General features: G+C 63.3%; 8 protein-coding genes and 1 pseudogene. 5 read left to right on the forward strand and 4 right to left on the reverse strand.

Translation table 11 applies throughout. From position 1 onward, the window contains the following. Positions 1 to 98 precede the first annotated feature (98 nt). On the reverse strand, positions 99 to 473 hold the full coding sequence (locus tag N181_RS01090) for a VOC family protein (protein ID WP_014327294.1): 375 nt from the start codon (positions 471 to 473) through the stop codon (positions 99 to 101). Positions 474 to 693: 220 nt separating this feature from the next. Beyond that, on the reverse strand, positions 694 to 1,605 hold the full coding sequence (locus N181_RS01095; protein WP_037391987.1) for a LysR family transcriptional regulator: 912 nt from the start codon (positions 1,603 to 1,605) through the stop codon (positions 694 to 696). A gap of 192 nt (positions 1,606 to 1,797) precedes the next feature. On the opposite strand from N181_RS01095, the gene N181_RS01100 reads away from it, so the two are divergent. Then, entirely contained in the window at positions 1,798 to 3,090 is a 1,293-nt protein-coding gene (locus N181_RS01100) for a carboxymuconolactone decarboxylase family protein (RefSeq protein ID WP_037391999.1), read from the forward strand. 355 nt (positions 3,091 to 3,445) lie between these two features. Here N181_RS01100 and N181_RS34365 read toward each other — a convergent pair whose 3' ends face one another. After that, entirely contained in the window at positions 3,446 to 8,509 is a 5,064-nt protein-coding gene (locus N181_RS34365) for a beta strand repeat-containing protein (RefSeq protein ID WP_014327297.1), read from the reverse strand. A 730-nt stretch (positions 8,510 to 9,239) separates the two neighbouring features. On the opposite strand from N181_RS34365, the gene N181_RS01110 reads away from it, so the two are divergent. The 4 genes and pseudogenes from N181_RS01110 to N181_RS35415 all read left to right on the forward strand — a co-directional run bounded on the left by N181_RS01110 (position 9,240) and on the right by N181_RS35415 (position 21,243). Further along, the gene (locus N181_RS01110; RefSeq protein WP_014327298.1) at positions 9,240 to 11,297 is read left to right on the forward strand and encodes an O-linked N-acetylglucosamine transferase, SPINDLY family protein; all 2,058 of its coding nucleotides are present in this window, start codon (positions 9,240 to 9,242) and stop codon (positions 11,295 to 11,297) included. A gap of 27 nt (positions 11,298 to 11,324) precedes the next feature. Beyond that, on the forward strand, positions 11,325 to 12,578 hold the full coding sequence (locus N181_RS01115) for a DUF6250 domain-containing protein (protein ID WP_014327299.1): 1,254 nt from the start codon (positions 11,325 to 11,327) through the stop codon (positions 12,576 to 12,578). Positions 12,579 to 12,627: 49 nt separating this feature from the next. After that, a complete protein-coding gene (glf, locus tag N181_RS01120; RefSeq protein ID WP_014327300.1) occupies positions 12,628 to 13,785 on the forward strand; it encodes a UDP-galactopyranose mutase in 1,158 nt (385 codons plus the stop codon). 382 nt (positions 13,786 to 14,167) lie between these two features. Next, positions 14,168 to 21,243 (forward strand): annotated as a pseudogene (locus N181_RS35415) (beta strand repeat-containing protein). Here N181_RS35415 and N181_RS01130 read toward each other — a convergent pair. Then, positions 21,228 to 22,301: a GlxA family transcriptional regulator gene (locus N181_RS01130; RefSeq protein ID WP_037391989.1), complete on the reverse strand. Its 1,074-nt coding sequence runs from the start codon at positions 22,299 to 22,301 to the stop codon at positions 21,228 to 21,230. The pseudogene N181_RS35415 and the gene N181_RS01130 overlap by 16 nt on opposite strands. Positions 22,302 to 22,616 lie beyond the last annotated feature (315 nt).

Below are 22,616 nucleotides of genomic sequence, written 5' to 3' on the forward strand. Positions count from 1 at the left end.
GGATAAAGGGCAGCTATCCCCCGCCTCCTTCCGGAACCTGTCGGTCGGTAAACCGCCCCAGATCGGTTCTGGAAGCAGACGTCCCCTCGATGGAAAGGTTAGACCTCGGGTTCGTGGCAAACCACTTCGATGTTGTGCCCGTCCGGACCAATGACGAAAGCTGCATAGTAGTTCGCGTGGTAGTGCGGACGCAGACCAGGCGGACCATTGTCTTTGCCACCCGCCTCCAGAGCCGCGCGATAGAAAGCTTCGACTTGCTGGCGATTCTCGGCCGTGAACGCCAAGTGAAGATGCGCCGGCTTCTCCTCGGTTTGGTACAGGCACAATGAAGTCTTTCCCTTTGGACTAAGCTCGACGCCGTAGGTCGGCGGCCCCTCCGAGACGACGGCTACGCCAAGCGGTTCGAGGGTCTTGAGGAAAAACGCCTTGCTTGCTGCATAGTCGCTCACTCCGAATTTGACGTGGTCAAACATGAGTTCTCCTGCAGTGTGTGGGCCTATCTGACGGAGAGGCAACGGGAGCGTGCCGCCTGCTGCGCAGCTCGCAATGTCTGCTTGCACGCATTGCAGGGAGGTCTCGTTCCGTGCTGCTTCGCCTAACGTATTGTCGGAAACGGTGGACAGCAGACGCTTGAGCGACACTACAGCGCCGCGCGTCCAATCGGACGCGCCAAGGTTACATCAAAAAGGAAGGTCACGCCTGCGAGATTTCCCGAACCACGCGGCGAAGCCATTGGTGACCAGGATCGGCGTCATGACGCGCATGCCACGCCTGAACGACCCGAAACGGCGGAATATCAATCGGAGGCGGGAAGAACCGAAGCGGCAGCCGACTGGGCATCGGCTCGAAAAGGCGGCGCGGTTCCGTTGCCACGAGGTCCGAGGAGTCGACCAGAAATGGTGCCATCAGGAAGTGGCTGACGGTGACAGCGACTTTTCTCTTCAATCCACGCTCCGCCAGGACAGCATCGACGTAACCGTGCGGATTGCCCCGCGTCGATACCTGGAGATGGCGAAGCGATAGATAGCGGTCGAGATCGAGGGGATCGGCAAGGGCAGGGTGATCGCCCCGGCCGGCGCAGACGAAATCCTCCTCATAGAGCAGTTCCTCGCGTAGGTGAGACGGCGGCCCGGGAAAGTTGCCGGCAATCAGTTCGACTGTTCCTTCTTCCAGCATCGCGAGGCCAACGCCGTGGCTGGTGTTGCGGATCACCAGCGATATGTTCGGCGCTGCGCGTTCCAGGCGCGCTGTCAGCCGAGGCAAGAGCACGAAGGCCGCATAGTCGGAGAGGCCAAGCACGAACTGGCGGGTGCTCTCTTCTGGTTCGAAGGCCCGGCCACCACGCAGCACGACCTCGACCTGTTCGAGGATCGACCGGATAGCCGGAGCGGCGTCCAGAGCGACCGGCGTCGCAACCATGCCGCGCGGCGAGCGGACGAAAAGGGGATCTCCGAACAGGGCGCGAAGCCGATTGAGCGCGTGACTGACCGCCGGCTGAGTGAGCCCGATCCGTTCGGCGGCGCGGGTCGCATGCCCTTCGGCCACGAGGGCGTCGAACACAACCAAGAGGTTGAGATCGATGCTGGCGATATTAACTGCTTTCATGAAGGCGATACTAATTATTCATTGGATTTATCGCAACCGCTCCGCCTTCAATCGTCGTGTTCCTCCGGCCATCACGTCAGCCGCCGTAGGCACGGTAAATCGAGACAGAAGAAGGACCTCATGAAGATGAGCAAAGATTGGAACGGTGCCAAGTCTTCTGGCGGCGGCACAAGAGATCAGGACCGACGAACCATGCTCAAAACATCCGTAGGCCTGGCAGCCGCCGCCGCTCTTGGCAGTTCCGCTGCCGCCCAAACGACCGGTGCGCCAGGCAATGATCGCCGCGCAAGGGGTCTTGAAGCCCTCAGGGCCGTTGGCGGTGGGGATTTCAGCCAGACGCTGGATCCGCTTTCGCCGGACCTCTCCCGGCTTCTCATCGAAGACGCCTATGGCGACGTGATGGCCCGCCCTGGTCTTTCCCAGAAGACACGCGAGCTTATAAGTGTCGCCGTCATTACTGTTCTCGGCACGGCGCGTCCGGCCCTTCGCTTTCACATCGGCGGTATGCTGGAAACCGGCTGGAGCCCGCGCGAGATCGTCGAAACCCTGCTCCATGCTGTCATTTATGGCGGCTTTCCTTTCGCCCAGGACGCCGTGCTTCTTGCCCGTGAAGTGTTCGCCGAGCGCGGCATCACCGTCGGAACGGGCACGGGTCGGCCGGAGGGCGATGACTGGACGCTCGGAGTCCAGCAATTGCTCATGACGGGCGGGGATGACGCCGGCGCTTTCGCCCGCCGGGTGATCGACGGGAGCGGTCCATCGCCCGATCTCGATCGGCTGACAATCGAATTCGCCCACGGTGAGATCTGGAACCGACCCGGGCTCGCCCTCAAGGACCGCGAGCTGGCGACGCTCGCCATGGTCATTGCGATCGGTAACCTCGACAGCACGGTTCGCTTTCACCTCGAGGCGTGTTTGCGCACGGGCTGGACGCGTGCCGAGATCATCGAGTTGCTGATACAGATGACGGTCTATGTCGGTTGGCCGAAGGCGTTGATGGCGGTAGGACCCGCGCTCGCCGTATTCGCAGAGGTGGAAAAGCCGGGCGGCCTGGCTGCGCCGTCCAGCGCCGGCGAGGCAATTGCCGGACAGCGCACACAGGCAGAAACGGACGACGCCCGCTTCAATCGGGGCGTCGCAGCGATGGGAGAGATCAGCCAGGCGTCGGGCGAGGCCGTGGTCAACGCGTTCCAAGACATTGCCCCCGATCTCGGCCGCTATATCCTCGAGTTCTCCTACGGCGACGTGTTCTCGAGGCCAGGTCTCGATCTCAAATCGCGCGAATTGGCCGCGGTGGCCGCCCTTACGACACGTGGAACGAACGCGGATGAAACGCCGCTGAAGGTTCATGTCGAAGCCGCACTGAACACTGGAGCGACAAAAGAGGAGGTGACCGAAGCTATCCTCCACATGCTTCCCTATGCCGGCTTCAGCCGCGTGCAGTCTGCCATGGCGCTGGCAAGCCGGGTCTTTTCCCAACCCTAGAAAAGATCAGCCGGACACCCGGGCGAGTTTAAGATGCGAACCGCTCGCCTGTGTGACCGGCTCTGGTACCCGGAGAATGTTGAATGCCGTCGCAACTCGATGAGACGGTGCAAAACGTTCGCGGGCCGCGGGTCTAGCCGGAGCGGGCCTGCACTGGTGCTGCTCACGGTCGGCCGCGGTCTTCCTTCTCGAGGCACCGGCTTGAGGGATCTCTCGTGATGCTGGAATTGCAAACGGCCCCGCCTTTGGTTGAGGTGAGGCCGTAAACTCGATCAATCAGGTTTCAGGTTATACACAGTTGTCCCGGCTGGTCAGCGTGCCGATGCCGGGGGAAGGTCCCCCGGCATCGGAGCCGTTAGATGGCCTGGTAGGCCGCGATGATCGCCTCCACCTGCGAGCCGTCCAGGGCTTCCACCTGCGTTGTCGTGACGGCCAGCAGTTGGTCGCTCGACAGGCTCATGATGTCGTCCGTGGACAGGCCGGCGAGCGCGGTCGTGCTGATCGCGGCGATGTCGGCGGTCGAGAAGGTCGCGATGTCATCGGTAGACAGGGCCGCGATGTCGGCAGAGTCCAGTGCAGCGACCTGAGCCGAACTCAGCGCCTCGACCTGGTCGGTGGAGAGCGCGTCGATCTGGTCGGAGCTCAGGGCGCCGATGATCTTCGTGCTCAGGGCTGCGACCTGGTCGGTGGTGAGCGCCGCGACATTGTCCGTGCTGAGCGCGGTCAGTTGCGTCGAGGTCAGGGCTCCGATCTGGGCCGAGGTGAGTGCTGCGACCTGGTCCGACGTGAGCGCCCCGATCTGGGCGGTGGAGAGTGCTGCGACCTGCGTGGTCTTCAGCGCCGCTGCCTGATCGGTGGACAGTTCCGCGAGATTGTCGGTGGAAAGACCCGTCAGCGCGGTGACCGTGATCGCCGCGATGTCGGCGGTCGAGAAGGTCGCGAGATCCTCGGAGGCCAAGGCTGCGAGTTGCGCCGACCCGAGCGCGGCCACTTGTGCCGTGGTCAGAGCCTCAGCCTGGTCAGAACTCAGCGCTTCGATCTGCGTCGAAGTCAGAGCGGCGACCGTCTTCGAATTCAGCGCCGCGACCTGATCGGTGGAGAGCGCCGCGATATTGTCGGTGGAGATCACCGCAATCTGCGTGGAGCTCAGGGTTCCGACCTGAGACGTGGTGAGCGCAGTCACCTGATCCGAGGTGAGGGAGGCGATCTGGGCGGTCGAGAGCGCTGCAATCTGAGCGGTCTTCAGGGCTGCGGCCTGATCGGTCGACAGCGCCGCGACATTGTCGGTGCTGAGACCCAACAGGGCGGTCGCGGTGATTGCCGCGATCTCCGCAGTCGAGAAGGTTGCGATGTCCTCGGAAGCCAGCGCCGCAATGTCGGCCGAGTCGAGCGCCGCGATCTGGGCGGAGGTCAGCGCCTCGGCCTGATCGGAGCTCAGCGCTTCGATCTGTGCCGAGCTCAGCGCTGCGACCGTCTTCGAGTTGAGCGCCGCGACCTGGTCGGTGGAGAGTGCCGCGACATTGTCGGTCGAGAGCGCCGATATCTGCGTCGAGGTCAGGGCTCCGACCTGCGACGAGGTGAGCGCCACGACCTGGTCCGAGGTGAGCGCCGCGATCTGGGCGGTCTTCAGCGCCACGACCTGCGTGGTCTTCAGCGCTGCGGCCTGATCGGTGGAAAGCGCCGCGACGTTGTCGGTGCTGAGACCCGCCAGCGCCGTGACCGTGATCGCCGCGATGTCGGCGGTCGAGAAGGTGGCGATGTCCTCCGAGGCAAGAGCTCCAATCTGCGCCGAGGTCAGCGACGCCACTTGCGCCGTGGTCAGAGCCTCGGCCTGATCGGAGGTGAGCGCCTCGATCTGCGCCGAAGTAAGGGCGGCGACGCTCTTCGAGTTGAGCGCGGCGACCTGGTCGGTGGAGAGCGCCGCCACATTGTCGGTCGAGAGCGCCTTTACCTGGGTCGAGGTCAGAGCTCCGACCTGGGACGAGGTCAGCGCCACGACCTGGTCCGAAGTCAGCGCCCCGATCTGGGCGGTGGAGAGTGCCGCGACCTGGGTGGTCTTCAGCGCCGCTGCCTGGTCGGTGGAGAGCGCCGCGAGGTTGTCGGTGGAGAGACCGACGAGCGCCGTGACCGTGATTGCCGCGATGTCGGCCGTCGAGAAGGTCGCGAGATCCTCCGAAGCGAAGGCGGCGAGCTGCATCGAGCCGAGCGCGGCCACTTGTGCCGTGGTCAGAGCCTCAGCCTGATCGGAGCTGAGCGCGTCGATCTGCGTCGAGCTCAGAGCGGCGACCGTCTTCGAGTTCAAAGCGGCGACCTGATCGGTGGAGAGTGCGGCGACATTGTCGGTGGAGAGCACCGAAATCTGCGTCGAACTCAGGGCTCCGACCTGCGACGAGGTGAGCGCCACGATCTGATCCGAGGTGAGGGCGGCGATCTGGGCCGTCTTCAGCGCAGCGATCTGAGTGGTCTTCAGCGCTGCGGCCTGGTCGGTCGACAGAGCCGCGACGTTATCCGTCGAGAGGCCCGCCAGCGCTGCGACCGTGATGGCCGCGATGTCGGCGGTCGAGAAGGTCGCGATATCTTCCGAGGCCAGGGCACCCAGCTGTGCCATGGTCAGAGCGGCGACCTGCGCCGAGGTCAGCGCTTCGAGCTGATCGGAACTCATCGCATCGATCTGTACCGTAGACAGCGACGCCAGGGTCTTGGTGTTCAGGGCCGCGACCTGGTCGGTGGAAAGTGCCGCGAGGCTGTCGGTGCTGATCGCCGACGCTTGCGTCGAGGTCAGGGCACCGATCTGAGCAGTGCTCAGGGCCTCGACCTGGTCCGAGGTAAGGGCGGCGATCTGGGTGCTCTTCAGCGCCGCGACCTGCGTGGTCTTCAGTGCTGCGGCCTGATCGGTGGAGAGTGCCGCGACATTGTCGGTAGAGAGGCCTCCGAGCGCCGTGACGGTGATTGCCGCAATGTCGGCGGTCGAGAAGGCTGCGATATCTTCCGAAGCCAGGACAGAGAGCTGTGTCGAGCTGAGCGCGCCGACAAGAACCGAGGTCAGCGCCTCGACCTGTGTCGAGCTCAGCGCTTCGATCTGTGCCGTGGTCAGAGCGGCGACGGTCTTCGAGTTCAACGCCGCCACCTGGTCGGTGGTGAGTGCCGCAATATTGTCGGTGCTGATTGCGGACACCTGCGATGAGGTCAGCGCTCCGACCTGGGACGAGGTGAGTGCCACGACCTGGTCCGAGGTGAGGGCGGCGATCTGGGCGGTCTTCAGCGCGGCAACCTGGGTGGTCTTCAGCGCCGCGGCCTGATCCGTGGAGAGTGCCGCGACATTGTCGGTGCTAAGACCGGTCAGCGCCGTGACCGTGATTGCCGCAACGTCGGCGGTCGAGAAGGCGGCAATGTCCTCCGAGGCAAGAGCCGCAATCTGTGTCGAGCCGAGCGATGCCACTTGTGCCGTGGTCAGAGCTTCAGCCTGGTCAGAGCTCAGGGCTTCGATTTGCGCCGAAGTCAGAGCAGCGACGCTCTTCGAGTTGATGGCCGACACCTGGTCGGTGGAAAGCGCCGCGACGTTATCGGTGGTCAAGGCCTTCACTTGGGTCGAGGTCAGGGCTCCGACCTGCGACGAGGTCAGCGCCGTGACCTGGTCCGACGTGAGGGCGGCAATCTGCGTCGACTTCAGCGCCGCGACCTGGGTGGTCTTCAGTGCCGCGGCCTGATCGGTGGAAAGCGCCGCGACATTGTCCGTGGAAAGACCCGCCAGCGCCGTGACGGTGATTGCCGCAATGTCGGCGGTCGAGAAGGCGGCGATATCCTCCGAGGCGAAAGCCGCAATCTGCGTCGAGGTGAGCGCGGCCACTTGCGCGGTGGTCAAAGCCTCGGCCTGGTCGGAGGTCAGCGCGCCGATCTGTGTCGAGCTCAGCGCTGCGACGGTCTTCGAATTCAGTGCCGCGACCTGGTCGGTGGAAAGTGCGGCGACATTGTCGGTGGAGAGGGCCGAAATCTGCGTCGAGCTCAGGGACCCGACCTGGGACGAAGTGAGGGCCACGACCTGGTCGGAGGTGAGGGCGGCGATCTGGGCCGTCTTCAGCGCAGCGATCTGGGAGGTCTTCAGTGCCGCGGTCTGATCGGTCGACAGTGCGGCGACATTGTCGGTGGAGAGGCCCGCCAGGGCGGTCGCGGTGATTGCCGCAATCTCCGAGGTCGAGAAGGTCGCGATGTCCTCGGAAGCCAGAGCCGCAATGTCGGCCGAGTCGAGCGCCGCGATCTGAACGGCGGACAGAGCCTCGACCTGATCGGAGCTGAGCGCGCCGATCTGCGCCGAGCTCAGCGCTGCGACGGTCTTCGAGTTGAGCGCCGCGACCTGGTCGGTGGAGAGAGCGGCGACGTTGTCGGTGGAGAGCGCCGAAATCTGCGTCGAGGTCAGGACACCGACCTGCGACGAGGTGAGTGCCACGACCTGATCCGAGGTGAGGGCGGCGATCTGGGTGGTCTTCAGCGCTGCGACCTGGGTGGTCTTCAAGGCTGCGGCCTGATCAGTGGAGAGGGCCGCGACATTGTCGGTGGAGAGACCTGCGAGCGCCGTGACAGTGATTGCGGCAATGTCGGCGGTCGAGAAGGTGCCGATGTCCTCTGAGGCCAGAGCTCCAATCTGCGTGGAGGTCAGCGACGCGACTTGCGCCGTGGTCAGAGCTTCGGCCTGGTCGGAGGTGAGCGCGTCGATCTGTGCCGAAGTCAGGGCGGCGACGGTCTTCGAGTTGAGCGCTGCGACCTGATCGGTGGAAAGCGCCGCGATGTTGTCGGTGGAGAGTGCCTTTACCTGAGTCGAGCTCAGGACGCCGATCTGCGAAGAGCTCAGGGCGCCGATCTGGTCCGTCGTGAGCGCGGCGATCTGGGCGGTCTTCAGCGCTGCAACCTGGGTGGTCTTCAGCGCAGCGGCCTGATCGGTCGACAGTGCCGCGAGATTGTCCGTGGAGAGACCTGCGAGCGCCGTGACGGAGATTGCCGCAATCTCGGCGGTCGAGAAGGCGGTGATATCTTCAGAGCTCAAGGCTGCGACTTGCGCCGAGCCGAGGGCGGCCACTTGCGCCGTGGTCAGGGCCTCGGCCTGGTCGGAGGTGAGGCCGTCGATCTGTGCCGAGCTCAGCGCCGCTACCTGAGACGTCGCCAGGCTTGCGATCTTGGCCGAATCGATGGCAGCCAGCTGGTCGAGGCTGATGCCAGCGACCGAGGTTGCCGAAATGGCGCTCAGCTGTGCGGTGGTGAAGGTTGCGACATCTTCCGTATCGAGCGCCGCGATCTGGGTCGAGGAGAGCGCTTTGACCTGAGCGGTCGTCATAGCCGCAACATCGGTCGTCGTCAGGGAGGCAATGGCAGAGGTCGAGAGATTCTTGATCTGGTTGACGCTCAGAGAAGAGATGATGGAGGTCATGGACGCGAGCCTTCAAAGTTAATCGCTTGTGGAATTCACCCGTTGGCGCCGACCGTGCGACAAGCGCAGGGACCCCGTGAGGGCCCAGGCGCGTGATGCGTGCGACCACATGCGACGCCCGTCCACCCGGACGCAAAGAACTGCCTTGGCCGTCAAAGCGTCCTGATGGGCGTAAAGATCGAGTTGAGGAACATGGCTCGCGGGAGCCTTAGCGCTCGGAAAGCTTCATGCAGACAGGACGACTGCGTCCTATTTCCTACGCCTGTGAATGAAACCTTCCCTTGGCGAGATCGGTTTCGTCATCTTCTCCGCAGCCTCATCCGGTGGTTGCTGACTGCGGTACTCGGTTACTACGACTAGCTACGAAAGTTAAAGTTTTAGTTAACGGGTCGGCTCAAAGGGTGAATGCCACAATGTTCGACCGGACTGAGCCTGGGTGCGATTCGGGCACGGGCCACGTCTGAGGCGACGCTACAACATCGAATCGGCGCTTTGCAATATTCAGCGAAGCCTAAAATGCCGAGAGGGTCGACAACGGCCCCATGCCCAATGTTGCGTGCCGCGCGCTTCAAGAGACCGGCCAGGCGGGTACCTTCCATGTTGAACAACCCGCCGCATAGGCAGTCGAAGCGGCGCAAGCCCAGGGCAAGCTAGTCCGGTTAATGGCCTAAAATAGCATTCGAACATGTTCTCAGCGTCGGTCGCCAACTCGCCTGTCAGTGGGATTTTCATGACCATCTACACTCATCTCGCCTCGGATCCTGCTTCGCCGCTCGCCGGTTTCCTGGAAAGGGCGCGACAGCAGCGGCTTCCGTTGACGGAACTGTTCCAGTTTGCGGAGAGCTTCAATGCCGCCGGGCAAAGGGAGCAGGCCGCCGAACTTTACAAATCCTGGATCGCCTACAACGATTCCAATCCGCTGCTTCACCTTGTCTATTTCAACTACTCCGTCACGCTCCGGCAGATGGGCGATCTTGCCGGCTCCATTCATGCGCTGCGCGCTTGCCTGAAGCTCGAACCGCGCTTCGGCCAGGGCCATATCAATCTCGGCCGAGCGCTGGAGGATGCCGGACTGACGGGGCAGGCGATTCAACAATGGCAAGTCTATGCCGAGGCGACCTCCGAGATCACGCCGGAGCGCGTCGCTCATCGTTTGATGGTCCTCCAGCACACGGGTCGAGTGCTCGAGAATGCCGGTCTCATGGAGGAGGCGGAAAGCACGCTGTGGAAGGCGATCGAGCTCAGACCCGACAGGACCGAAGCCGGCCAGCATTGGACCTCGCTGCGGCAACGCCAATGCAAATGGCCGACATTGGCCCCTTCGGAACATGTTTCGGCTCGGCAACTGCTCGATGCGCTGTCTCCGTTGACCCTTGCCTGTTATGCCGACGATCCGGTTTTCCAGCTTGCCAAGGCCTATCGCTACTGCAAGTCGCTGGTGGGCCGACCCGATTTGAACGGCTTCCCGAAGCTTCAGCCTCGCCAAAAGTCAGGGACCGGACAACGATTGCGTGTCGGCTATGTGTCGTCCGACCTGCGCGACCATGCGGTCGGCTTCGCCCTCAGCGAAGTTTTCGAAACCCACGACAGGAGCAGCGTCGAGATCTACGCCTATTATTGCGGCGAAGCGCGGACCGGCGACGCGACGCAGACGCGGATGATGGGCGCCATCGACTGCTGGCGCGACATTTCCGCCGTCAGTGACAGCGACGCGGCAAAGCAGATCATCGCCGACGAAATCGACATCCTCGTCGATGTCAACGGCTACACCAAACATGCGCGGACCAGGATCTTCGCCTACCGGCCGGCACCGGTGATCGTCAGCTTCTGCGGCTACCCGGGTACCATGGGCAGCCCCTTCCACCAATACGTCATCGCCGACGAGCAGATCATCCCGCCGGAAAACGAGATCTACTATTCGGAAAAGGTGCTGCGGATTCCCTGCAACCAGCCCGTCGACCGCAAGCGGCAGATCGCGTCGCGGCCGGGCCGGGCCGAAGCGGGGTTGCCCGAGGACGGCTTCATATTCGCCTGCTTCAACGGCGCGCAGAAGATCACCGCCGCTTGCTTCGACCGCTGGATGGCGATCCTCGCCGCGACCCCCGGCAGCTTCCTCTGGCTGCTCGGCGGCGGCGAGGATGTCGATCAGCGCCTCAAGCAGGCAGCCCAGCAGCGCGGTGTCGCACCCGAGCGCCTGATCTTTGCTTCGAAGGCGCCCAACCCCAAGCATCTGGCGCGCATCGGATTGGCCGATCTGTTCCTCGACACCTTTCCTTATGGGGCGCATTCCACCGCAGGCGACGCGCTGACCATGGGATTGCCCGTCCTGACATTCCCCGGCAACGGCTTCGCCTCGCGATTCTGCTCGAGCATCGTTGCCGCCGCAGGCGTACCCGAACTCATTTGCGACGGACCGGACGACTTCGTCCGAAAGGCCGTCGGATTTGCGAAGGACCGCCAGAGCCTCGCAAATGTCAGAGAGGCTCTAGAGAGCCGTCATGACGCCAGCGTACTGCGCGACATTCCGGCTCTCGTCCGGCGCCTGGAGGAATTGTTCTGGCAAATGCAGGGCGAGTGCGAGCGCGGCGAAACGCCTGTGCCCGATCTCGGCAATCTCGACATCTACTACGAGGTCGGGGCGGAGATCATGAAGGAAAACGTGGAGTTCGTCGACGGCGCCGCCTATCGGCAGCGCTACGTCGAGAAACTGGCTGAGTGGCATGCCTTTTCGCCAATCCCGTTCGACTCCCGCCTGTGGACAGCGGCAACGGCCGGCGCCCGTCGATAAGCACCCGTTTCAGATAGTGAGGATGATATGGCTCCGGTTATACTTGTCACATTCGCAGGCCGACAGAAGAGAATGGAAATCCTCACCCGGTACATCCATTCCGCCATGGATGCCGGGATCATCGATGAATGGCATGTCTGGGATTTCACCCGCTCGCAGCAGGATCATGAATGGGTGACGCGCGAATTCGGACCTGTCCGCTTTATGGGCTCCGCCGCGCCTTACCAGACCAACGGATCGGTCGCTCCCAACCAACCGCTGCGCCTCGGCGCAACGATCACCAATGACCTTCACATTGCCATCGTTCCCAATGGCGGTGGCGACGACTATTTCGAACTGGTCGTCGGCGGTTGGAGCAATTCGCATTCGGTGTTGCGGAAACTGCCGTTGAGCCAACTCAGGAGTTTCGACCGCAACGATGTTCCGGCGCTGTGGAGCAGGCCCACACCGGGCATTCTGTCGCCGGGCACCGCCAACCAGATCGTCATCAACGTCGATGCGGCGGGTGTTCCCTCGCTCCACGTCAACAACGTGGCGATCGGCCGTTGGCCCGAACTGGACTTGTCGGCCGGCGCGTCCGTCATGGTCAGAGGCGGCTGGGGTGCCGATCTGGAACTTGGCAATGTACGCTCGCGCATCCAGCGTTTCGTCGGCAACCCGAATGAGCAGATGCCCTATTGGCAAGCCTATGACTACTACGCCAAGCGGCTGAAGATCTTCTCGGACTCCATATTTTTGAAATGCGACGACGACATCGTCTACATGGATCTCGAAAAGCTCAGCGATTTTATCGAATTCAGGCGGACCAATCCGAAATATCTCGTTGTGTCCGCCAATGTGGTGAACAACGGAGTATGCGCCCACTGGCAGCAGGTGGCGGGCTCCATTCCCGAAGGGGTAGGCCACTTCGAACGGCCGCCGGGTGGATTTGGCGGAAGCCTCTGGCAGAGCGCGGAGCGTGCCAACGAGTTGCACGACTACTTCCTGCAGACCAACAGTAAGCACCTGCCGTTGCCGAGCAAGGTGATCGAGTGGACCGAACGTCAATCGATCAACTTCATCGCCTGGCTCGGCAAGGACCTCGTGCATATGGCCCTGCCGAAGGGAGACGACGAGCGCGCGCTCACGGTTGACCTGCCGATGCTGCTCGATCGGCCGACGGCGATCTATTCGGATTTCACCGTCAGCCATTTGAGCTTCGGACCGCAGGAGCAGGGCCTGGCCCTGGATCGCCTGATCGATGCCTATGACGAACTGATGCGCAACGCGCTCGCCGCGTGACGCCTTCGTCGAATATCGCAATACGGACTTGGGACTGGAGCGTCTTCGAATGCGCGCAAGCGGAAGAATCGGCATTGTAGGGGCAGGATTGTCGGGTGCGGTCATTGGCCGGGAACTGGCCGAGGCGGGCCATCAGGTCGAGATATTCGATGCGCGCAACCATATCGCCGGAAACTGCCACACGGAGCGCGACGAAGAAACGGGCGTGATGATCCACGTTTACGGCCCGCATATCTTCCATACGGACGACCGCGAAGTCTGGGACTACGTCAACAGCTTCCAGGCTTTCATGCCCTACAAGAACCGTGTGAAGGCGACATCGGGGGACCAGGTCTATTCCCTGCCCGTCAATCTCCACACGATCAATCAGTTCTTCGGCAAGACCTTCAGGCCGGACGAGGCCCGCACCTTCATCGAAGCACAGGCGGACACGTCGATCGAGGACCCGAAAACCTTCGAGGAGCAAGCGCTTCGTTTCGTGGGCAAGGACCTCTACGAGGCGTTCTTCCAGGGATATACGCAAAAGCAGTGGGGCTGCTCGCCGACGGAATTGCCGGCATCGATCCTGAAACGGCTTCCGGTGCGCTTCAACTACGACGACAACTATTTCGCGCACAAATACCAGGGCATGCCGGAGAACGGCTATACCGACATGATCGGCCGCATTCTGGATCACCCCAACATCAATGTCAGCCTGAAGACGCGGTTCGTCCGGGCGCAAAAGGACGATTTTGCGCATGTGTTCTACTCAGGCTCGCTCGACGGCTATCTGGATCACGAATTCGGCCCGTTGGGCTATCGAACGCTGGACTTCGAGCGGTTCGAGTATGACGGCGACTACCAGGGCTGCGCCGTCATGAACTACGGTGATGTTTCCGTGCCCTATACGCGCATCACCGAGCACAAGCATTTCTCGCCGTGGGAGGAGCATAAAGGCTCCGTCTGCTACCGCGAGTTCTCCCGCGAATGCGGCCCCGAGGACATCCCCTACTATCCAATCCGCCTCGTCAAGGACAAGGAACAACTCGCCCAATACGTGGAGCGAGCGAGCCGCGAAACAGCGATCACCTTTGTCGGGCGGCTCGGCACCTATCGCTATCTCGACATGGACGTGACCATTCGTGAGGCACTCGATACGGCACGGCTTTACCTTGCCCGCGAGGCGGAGAACGCCTCCATGCCGGTATTCCTGCATTCGCCGATCTGATTGTCGTTGTCGCGGATCGGCGCCATCGAACCAGCTCGATACGCTCGCCTGCGGGGCAGGCAATGCAGGATGGGCCGGTCCGCGTGGACCGCTTTGGCGCAACGAAAACGTGATCGCGCCGAAGGTCAGACAGACACAAGGTTGCTGACTATTATCAACGGCAGCTTATTCCCAAAGCAGCCATGAGATCGCCCATGCCGGTATCCGGACGTTTGCCTTCCACACCCCGCAAATCGAACCTGGGCGAAGCCCACTGACGACGGCGATCCCGTCCGGGCGGCAACGCCAGCCGTCGCTGAGGTGCCGGAGCTGTACGACCGACCGCTCTTTCGAAGCGGCCGCTGGCTGATAGAGACCAATTTGGCCCCAAGGGTTTTCACGCATGACCTCCATCATTTCGTCCCTGAGCCCCACTCTGATCAAATCCTATTCCACAGCGGCCGTCGCTGCCTGGACGACGGAAGACGTGGCTTCGCTGACGACGAAGCAGATCAGCGCGATGTCGTCAGCTCAGATCGCGGCGCTCGACACGGAGGATGTCGACGTCCTCAGCTCTCGGCAGCTGGGCGCCATTTCTCCCAGCGCCATTGTCGGTTTAACCCTGGAGCAACTCGCCGTTCTCGACCAATCCGATATCGAGAGCTTCGGCACGAGCCAGGTCGCGGCCCTGACCACGACGCAGATAGATGGTCTGTCGACGGAGCAGGCGGAGGCGTTGAGCTCGACCCAGGTCGGAGCCTTGAGCGCCTTGCAGCTCTCGGCCTTGAGCGAGGAAGACCTGGCGTCCTTCTCGACCGCCGACATCGCTGCCATCGGCGCAAAAGCCATAACCGGGCTCCCGACCGATGTCGTCGCATCCCTTTCCACGGATCAGCTTGCCGCCTTGAGCACCCGTGCCGTCGCCGCCCTGTCGACCGCGCAGATCGCCGCCTTGTCCACCGATCAGCTTGCCGCCTTGACGACGGCCCAGGTCGGTGCGCTGAAGGCTTCGCAAATCGAAACCCTGGGCACCGACGACATTGTCGTGCTTTCCACCGAGCAGATTGGCGCGCTGAGCGCCTCGGCAATTTCGGGGCTTTCCACCAAACAGATCGCCACCTTGACGGCCGACCAGGTCGAGGCACTGACCGTCTCGCAGGTGAAGGCGCTGACGGCGGCGCAGCTCGGGTCCCTGGAGACCGACGGCATAGCGACATTTTCGACTGCCGAAATCGCGGCGATCAGCAAGGCCGTATGGGGCTTGACGACGGACGCCATCGCTGCGCTCTCCACCGCCCACATTTCCGCCCTGAACACGGCGGCCGTCGCCAGCCTGACGACGGCACAGATGGCGGCCTTGTCGGCCGACCAGGCCGAGGCGATGTCCGCCTTGCAGGTGAAGGCGCTGAATTCGAGACAGCTTGCGGCGCTCGGGACCGACGGCATAGCGACATTCTCGACCGGCGAAATCGCCGCGATCGCCAACCTGGCCATCAAGGGAGTGAGCACGGACGCGATCGCTGCGCTTTCGACCGCTCAGGTTGCAGCGCTCAGCACGAGTGCGATCTCGGGCCTGACGACCGCACAGAGCGAGGCATTGTCCTCCGACCAGACTGCGGTCCTTTCCGCGGCACAGCTCCGGACGTTGAGCTCGGCGCAAGTCGCCGCACTTGACACCGACAATATCGAGGCCCTGTCCACAGACCAGATCGCGGCGCTCAGCACCAAGGGCGTCATGGGCCTGACGACCGACCAAATCGGCGCGTTGACGACCGACCAGGTCGAGGCCATGTCCGTGACACAGGTGAAGGCCCTGAACGCGCTACAGATTGCGGCGCTCGGGACCGACGGGTTGGCGATGTTCTCGACCGGCGAGATCGCGGCGATCAGCAATAAAGCCATACTGGGGTTGGACGCCGAGGTCATTGCGTCCCTGTCTACCGATCAGATCGCGGCGCTCAGCACGAGTACGGTCGCCAGCCTGACGAGCGCCCAGCTGGCCGCTTTGTCGACCAACCAGGCGGAGGCCTTGTCCGTCTCGCAGGTGAAAGCCTTGAGCTCGGCTCAACTCGCCGCCCTTGGGGAAGACAGCATTGCGACGTTCTCGACCGCCGAGATTGCGGCGATCACCAGCAAAGCCGTGCCCGGCGTCAGCGAGGACGCCATAACAGCGCTTTCCACCGCTCAGATAGCAGCGCTCAGCACGAGCGCAGTTGCGAGCCTGACGACCGCACAGATCGCCGCCTTGTCGACTGATCAGACCGCGGCCCTGTCCACCGCGCAGCTTAAAGCCCTGAGTTCGGCGCAAATCGCCGCCTTGAGCACGGACAACATCGCGGCTTTGACCACGGTTCAGGTCGCAGCGCTCGGCACCAAGGCTGTCGCCGGCCTGACCGCCGACCAGGTCGAAGCCTTGTCTTCCGATCAGGTCGCGGCTCTCTCCACTCAACAGGTTGCCGCGCTCGGCTCCGAGCAGCTTGCCGTTCTCAGTGCGGAGGACATAGCGGCATTCTCGACCGCCGATATCGCGGCGATCAGTTCAAGCGCCATTGCCGGGTTGTCGGCAGATCTCATAGAGTCCCTCACCACGGCCCAGATCGTGGCGCTCAGCACGAAGGGCGTCGCGCGCCTCAGCACCGATCAGATCGACGCGCTGTCCAGCGACCAGCTTGCAGCCTTGTCGTCCGTCCAGGTTGCCGTCCTCAGCTCCACGCAGCTCTCGGCCCTGGAGGCAGAGGACATTGCAACCTTCTCGACCGCTGATATTGCCGCAATCGGCTCGAAGGCCATTTCCGGCTTGTCGGAGGATGTCGTCGCCGCCCTGACCTCCACGCAGATTGCTGCGCTCAGCACGGCCGGCATTGCGGGGTTGAGCACGGATCAGATGGCGACACTGAGCTCCGACCAGGTCGCCGCTTTGAGCACCAAGCAGATTGCAGCGCTGAAATCGACGCAAGTCGCCGCCTTGAGTACGGAGACGGTCGCCGCCCTGTCCTCGGACTTGATCGCCGCGCTCAGCACGGCCGGCATCAACGAACTGACCACCGACCAGGTCGAAGCGCTGTCGACTGACCAGATCGTGGCGCTGAGCACCAAGCAGGTTGCTGCGCTGAGCTCGGCGCAAATCGCCGCGCTGGACACGAGCGATATCGCGGTATTTTCGACCGAACAGATCGCCGCGTTGAATACGGCCGCAATCAGCGGGCTGAGCACCAAGCAGATCGATGCCCTGAGCACCGAGCAGGTGGAAGCCCTGACGGCGGCACAGGTCGGCTCGCTCAGCTCGACGCAGCTGGGGGCGCTCGGAACGGAAGACATAGCGGTCTTCTCGACGAAGGACATCGCGGCGATCAGCGCCACTGCGATGGAAGGACTGTCGACGGCCGTCGTGGCCGCGCTGTCCACCGATGAGATAGCTCTCCTGAGCACTGCCGGCATTGCGGGCCTCAGCAGCGCGCAGTTGAACGTGCTCAGCACCGATCAGCTCGCCGCCTTGAGCACCAAGCAGGCTGCTGCGCTGAGTTCGGCGCAGCTTGCCGCCTTGGGTACGAGTGGACTTGCAGCCCTCTCGACGTATCAGATCTCGGTCCTCAGCGCCGCTGCCATCGGGGGACTGACCACCAAGCAGCTCGTTGCCCTGAGCACCGGTCAAATGGAAGCCCTGACCTCGACCCAGGTCGGCGCCTTGAGCGCGACGCAGCTCGGGGTTCTGGGGGCGGAAGACATTGCGGCCTTCTCGACCAAGGACATTGCCGCTATCAGTTCGAGCGCCATTTCGAGCCTCTCCACGGCCGCCATAGCGTCCCTCTCAACCGATCAGATCGCCGCCCTGAGCGCCGCCGGCATTGCCGGTCTGAGCAGCGCGCAGGTCAACGCGCTCAACACCACGCAGCTCGCCGCCCTGAGCACCAAGCAGGTTGCCGCGCTCACTTCGGCGCAAGTCACCGCCCTCGGGTCGATCGATATCACGGCCCTCTCCGTCGATCAGATCGAGGCCTTGGGTTCGGCAGCCGTTGCGGGCCTCACCACCAGACAACTCGTGGCTTGAGCACGGATCAGGTGGAGGCGCTGACCGCGGCCCAGACCGGCGCCCTGAGCTCGGCGCAGCTCGCAGCCCTGGGGACGGAAGACGTGGCGGTTTTCTCGACCAAGGACATCGCGGCCATCAGTTCGAGTGCCATAGCAGGACTGTCCACGGCTGCCATCGCTTCGCTCTCGACCGAGCAGATCGGCGCCTTGAGCGCGGCCGCCGTCGCGGCATTGACCACCAAACAGATCGGCGTTCTGAGTTCCGACCGGATTGCTGCCCTTTCGACCGAACAGCTCGGTGTGCTGACGTCGCAGCAAATCGCTGCGCTGGATGCGGACGACATCAAGGCGCTGTCGATCGAGGACATCGCGGCGCTTGGCGCGGATCTCGTTTCCGGCCTTTCGACGGATGTCATGGCTGCCTTCTCCACCGACCAGATCGCCGCCTTGAGCACGGCTGCCGTCGCGGCGCTGAGCACCAAGCAGGTCGATGCCTTGAGCACCGATCAGCTTGCGGTCTTGACCACAGCCCAGATCGGGGCGCTCACCTCCAGACAGGTCGATGCGCTGAGCACGAATGACGTGGCGACGCTTTCGACCGACCAGATCGCCGCCTTGAGCGCGGCCGGCGTTGTCGGCCTGAGCACCGCGGACATCGCCATCCTGAGCTCGGGCCAGGTCGATGCCCTGACGACGACCCAGATCGCCGCCCTGGGCTCCAAGCAAATCGCCGCATTGGGCACGGACGACATAGCAGGCTTCTCGACCGCGGAAATAGCAGCCCTCAGTTCGAATGCGGTAGCGGGACTGTCCACAGAGGCGATCGCGGCGCTGTCGGCGGAACAGATCGTAGCCTTGAGCACGGCCGGCGTCGCCGGTCTTACCACCGCCCAGATCACTGCGTTGAGCACCGACCAGATCGGAGCCCTGTCGACCGAACAGGTCGCTGCTCTCAGTTCCAAGCAGGTGGCGGCGCTGGGCACCGACGACATGGCGGCCCTCTCGGCGGACCAGATTGCGGCGCTCGGTACGACTGGCATTGCGGTCCTTTCCACTGCACAGATCGATGCACTGAGCGCCGAGCAGCTCGAAGCCCTCACCTCCGTCCAGGTCGCGGCGCTGAGTTCGACGCAGATCGCCGCGCTGAGCACCGATGATCTGGCCGCCTTCTCGACCGCGGATATCGCGGCGATCAGTTCGCGTGCCGTGGCGGGGCTGTCCACCGACACGATCGCGGCGCTTTCGGTGGATCAGATCACGGCGCTCAGCGCGGCCGGCATCGCCGACCTTTCCACTGCCCAGATCAACGCCTTGAGTGCCGACCAGCTCGAGGCTCTGTCGACCGACCAGATCGCCGCGCTCAGCTCCAAACAGGTGGCGGCGTTGGGCACCGACGACATTGCGACCCTCTCGACCGAACAGATTGCCGCGCTCAGCACCGCCGGCGTCGCGGCTCTTTCTACGGCGCAGATCCAGGCGCTGAGCGCTGATCAGCTCGAGGCTCTGACCCCGAGCCAGGTCGCAGTGATGAGTTCGACGCAGATCGCCGCGCTGAGCACCGCCGACCTGGAGAGCTTTTCCAGCGCGGATATCGAGGCGATCGGTTCGAGCGCCGTAGCAGGCCTGTCCACCGATACGCTAGCGGCGTTTTCGGCGGATCAGATCGCCGCCCTGAGCGCGGCCGGCGTCGGCGGTCTTTCCACCATCCAGATCCAGGCGCTGAGCACCGACCAGATCGAGGCTCTGTCGACCGACCAGATCGGCGCCCTCAACTCCAAGCAGCTGGCCGTGCTCGGAACCGACGACATTGCGGTTCTCTCCACGGATCAGATTGCCGCGCTGGGCACGGCCGCAATTGCGGGCCTTTCCACCGCCCAGATCAACGCGCTGAATGCCGATCAGCTCGAGGCCATGACCTCCGGTCAGGTCGCGGTGATGAGTTCGACACAGATCGCTGCGCTGAGCACCGCCGATCTGGAGAGCTTCTCGACGGCCGATATCGCGGCGATCAGCTCGCGCGCCGTGGCGGGATTGTCCACGGACACAATAGCGGCGCTTTCCGCGGATCAGATCGCGGCCCTCGGCACCGGCGGCGTCGCCGGCCTTTCGACCGCCCAGATCAACGCGCTGAACACCGACCAGGTCGAGGCGCTCACCTCTCTCCAGATTGGCGCGCTGACTTCGCAGCAGATCGCCGTCCTCGGCACGGACGATCTGGAGACCTTCTCGACGGACGAAATTGCGGCGATCAGTTCGAGTGCCGTGTTGGGACTGTCGACCGACACGATAGCGGCGCTCTCGGTTGACCAGATCGCGGCCTTGAGCTCGGCCGGCATTTCGGGCCTTTCCACCGCCCAGATCAATGCGCTGAGCACCGACCAGATCGAGGCCTTGTCGACCGCGCAGCTCAGCGGCCTCGGCTCCAAACAGGTGGCGGCGCTTAGCACCGGCGATCTCGCGGTGCTGTCCACGAGCCAGATCGCAGCACTGAGCACGGCGGGCATTGCGGGCCTGAGCAGCGATCAGGTTGGCGCTTTGAGCGACGAGCAGGTCGACGCCCTCTCCACCGTCCAGATTGCCGCTATGAGCTCGGATGCGCTCTCGGGCCTTAGCACCGACGATCTGGAAGGCTTCTCGGCCGAGGACCTTGCGGCGATCAGCTCTTCCGCCATCAAGGGCTTGCCCACGGAATTCATCGCCGGGCTGTCCACCGCCGAGATTGCCGCTCTCGGTACCGCCAGCATTGCGGGTCTGAGCAGCGCTCAGGTCGGGGCGATGAGCGCCGAACAGATCGACACGCTGTCCACTCTCCAGATTGCCGCCCTGAGCGCCGATGGGCTCGCCGGTCTGACCACCGAGGATCTCGGAACGTTTACGACCGGAGAACTGGTGGCGATCAGCGCGGCCGCCATCAAGGGACTGTCCACGGCCTTTGTCGCAGCGCTCTCGACGGCTGAGATCGCCGCCCTGACGGCAAGCCAGATCGGGTCGCTGAGCTACAACCAGGTGGCGGCGATGAGCACCAGGCAAATCGCCACCTTGTCCACCGCGCAGCTCAGCGCTCTGAACGCCATACAGGCCGCGGCCCTGGGAACGGACGACATCGCCCAACTCTCCACCGATGATATCGTCGCCTTGAGCACGCGTGCGATCTCCGGACTGAGCACCAGGGTCGTCGCCGCCTTGACCACGGACCAGGCCGAGGCTTTGACGTCCGTCCAGGTCAGTGCGATGACCTCGGCGCAGGTCGGGGCATTGGAGACTGAGGATCTGGCGACCTTCTCGGCGGAGGATGTCGCCTCGTTCAGCTCCTATGGCGTCGCGGGGCTGTCCACGGAAGACATTGGGAATCTGTCCAGCACACAGCTGAACGCCTTGATGGACTCCCAGATGGACGCCCTGAGCTCCGATCAGATCGCGGCAGTCATTGCGGCCTATCTGGGGATGTAAATGGCTCCTCGGCCGCGACGGCTTGGCGCGGCACCTCGGGCGGCAGCGAGTTGCTTGCGTGCCGCCGCCGGGGTGATCGAGAAAGCCTTGCGGAACTTCCGGATGAAGTGCGAAACGTTCTCGAAGCCGGTTTCCAGCGCGATCTCGATCAGCGGCTTGTCGGTGGAGGCGACGAGGCGCATCGCCGCGTCGAGGCGAAGCTTCAGATAGACGGATATCGGCGTCGCCCCGAGCTCGTTCTGGAACAGGCGTTCGAGCTGCCTGCGCGAGATGCCGAGCACGGTCGCTACGTCGTCTATGCCGATCAGATCCTCGAGATGCTGCTCCATGACCATCAGCGCGAGACTGATCCGTTTGTCGTGCACCGGCACGGGGCCGAGCGGGTTTCGCGGCTGCATCTCGCTGGCTTCACGACGACGCGTGATCTGCATGATTTCGAGCGCATTGCGTTCGGCGTCTTCGCCGACATGCTTCCGGATCAGGTAGGTCGCGAGATCGGCGACGCTGCTGCCGCCGGCGCAGGTGATGATATTGCCATCCTCGAAGAAGATGCGGTTCGATGTGACCTCGATCTCGGGGAAGCGGGCGCGGAATTCATTATGATGCAGCCAGCTCACGCATGCGGCATGGCCGTCGAGCACGCCGGCCTCGGCGAGGACGAAACTTCCGGTGCAAACGCCGATGATCGGCACGCCCGCCCGTGCGGCGCCGTGCAGGTAGTCGACGGTCTCCCGGTCGAGTGGCTCTGCGACGTTGAGCCGCCCGCCGACGACCGCGATATAGCTGAATTCGGTCGGCGGACGGAGCGACGCGGTTGGTGCCACCTGGATCCCGCAGCTCGACATGACGAAATTTCTCGTGCTGCCGAGCACCTCCCAGTCGCAGTTCACCCGCCCCGACTTGTCCTCAACGTCGCTTCCCAAGCGAAGCGCATCGGCGAAGAGCGAGAAGGCGCTGAGCGTGAAGCTGCGCGCCAGAATGAATCCGACACGCAGCACGCCCTTGTCGCTGACGGTCTTTCCGGCGGCAGCCGTTGTTTCTGTGAGAGCTGTTCGCAAAGTCGCGCCGTTCCGTCGCCGATCTGATCGGGAGCCCATGAATGGTCTCCCGCCACGCGCCCCTCGGGGGGCCCTTCTGAAGCTTGAGACTTGCTTCTATGCTCCAATTATCCCGCAAGCAACGCTCCGGGTAAATGCTTCAGTTCCCACCCGAGACAGGCGGGCTAATCCGCATTGACAGGATGACTTTTTAACCAATTTGTCGGAAAATTCTGAATGTCGATGGGAGAGGGGTCGGCACGCCGGTTGTCGGCGACGAGCCGTCAGGTTGCGCCTTCGCTTGTTCCCATCGGGAGCGCGGGCAAGGATCCAGGC

The sequence above is a fragment of the Sinorhizobium fredii USDA 205 genome (assembly GCF_001461695.1).
GTDB classification, from domain to species: Bacteria; Pseudomonadota; Alphaproteobacteria; order Rhizobiales; family Rhizobiaceae; genus Sinorhizobium; species Sinorhizobium fredii.

Bases quoted from the DNA above. Each gene is read 5' to 3' on its own strand.
- N181_RS01090 (WP_014327294.1), bottom strand. From the start codon at position 473: ATGTTTGACCACGTCAAATTCGGAGTGAGCGACTATGCAGCAAGCAAG.
- N181_RS01095 (WP_037391987.1), bottom strand. From the start codon at position 1,605: ATGAAAGCAGTTAATATCGCCAGCATCGATCTCAACCTCTTGGTTGTG.
- N181_RS01100 (WP_037391999.1), top strand. From the start codon at position 1,798: ATGCTCAAAACATCCGTAGGCCTGGCAGCCGCCGCCGCTCTTGGCAGT.
- N181_RS34365 (WP_014327297.1), bottom strand. From the start codon at position 8,509: ATGACCTCCATCATCTCTTCTCTGAGCGTCAACCAGATCAAGAATCTC.
- N181_RS01110 (WP_014327298.1), top strand. From the start codon at position 9,240: ATGACCATCTACACTCATCTCGCCTCGGATCCTGCTTCGCCGCTCGCC.
- N181_RS01115 (WP_014327299.1), top strand. From the start codon at position 11,325: ATGGCTCCGGTTATACTTGTCACATTCGCAGGCCGACAGAAGAGAATG.
- glf (WP_014327300.1), top strand. From the start codon at position 12,628: ATGCGCGCAAGCGGAAGAATCGGCATTGTAGGGGCAGGATTGTCGGGT.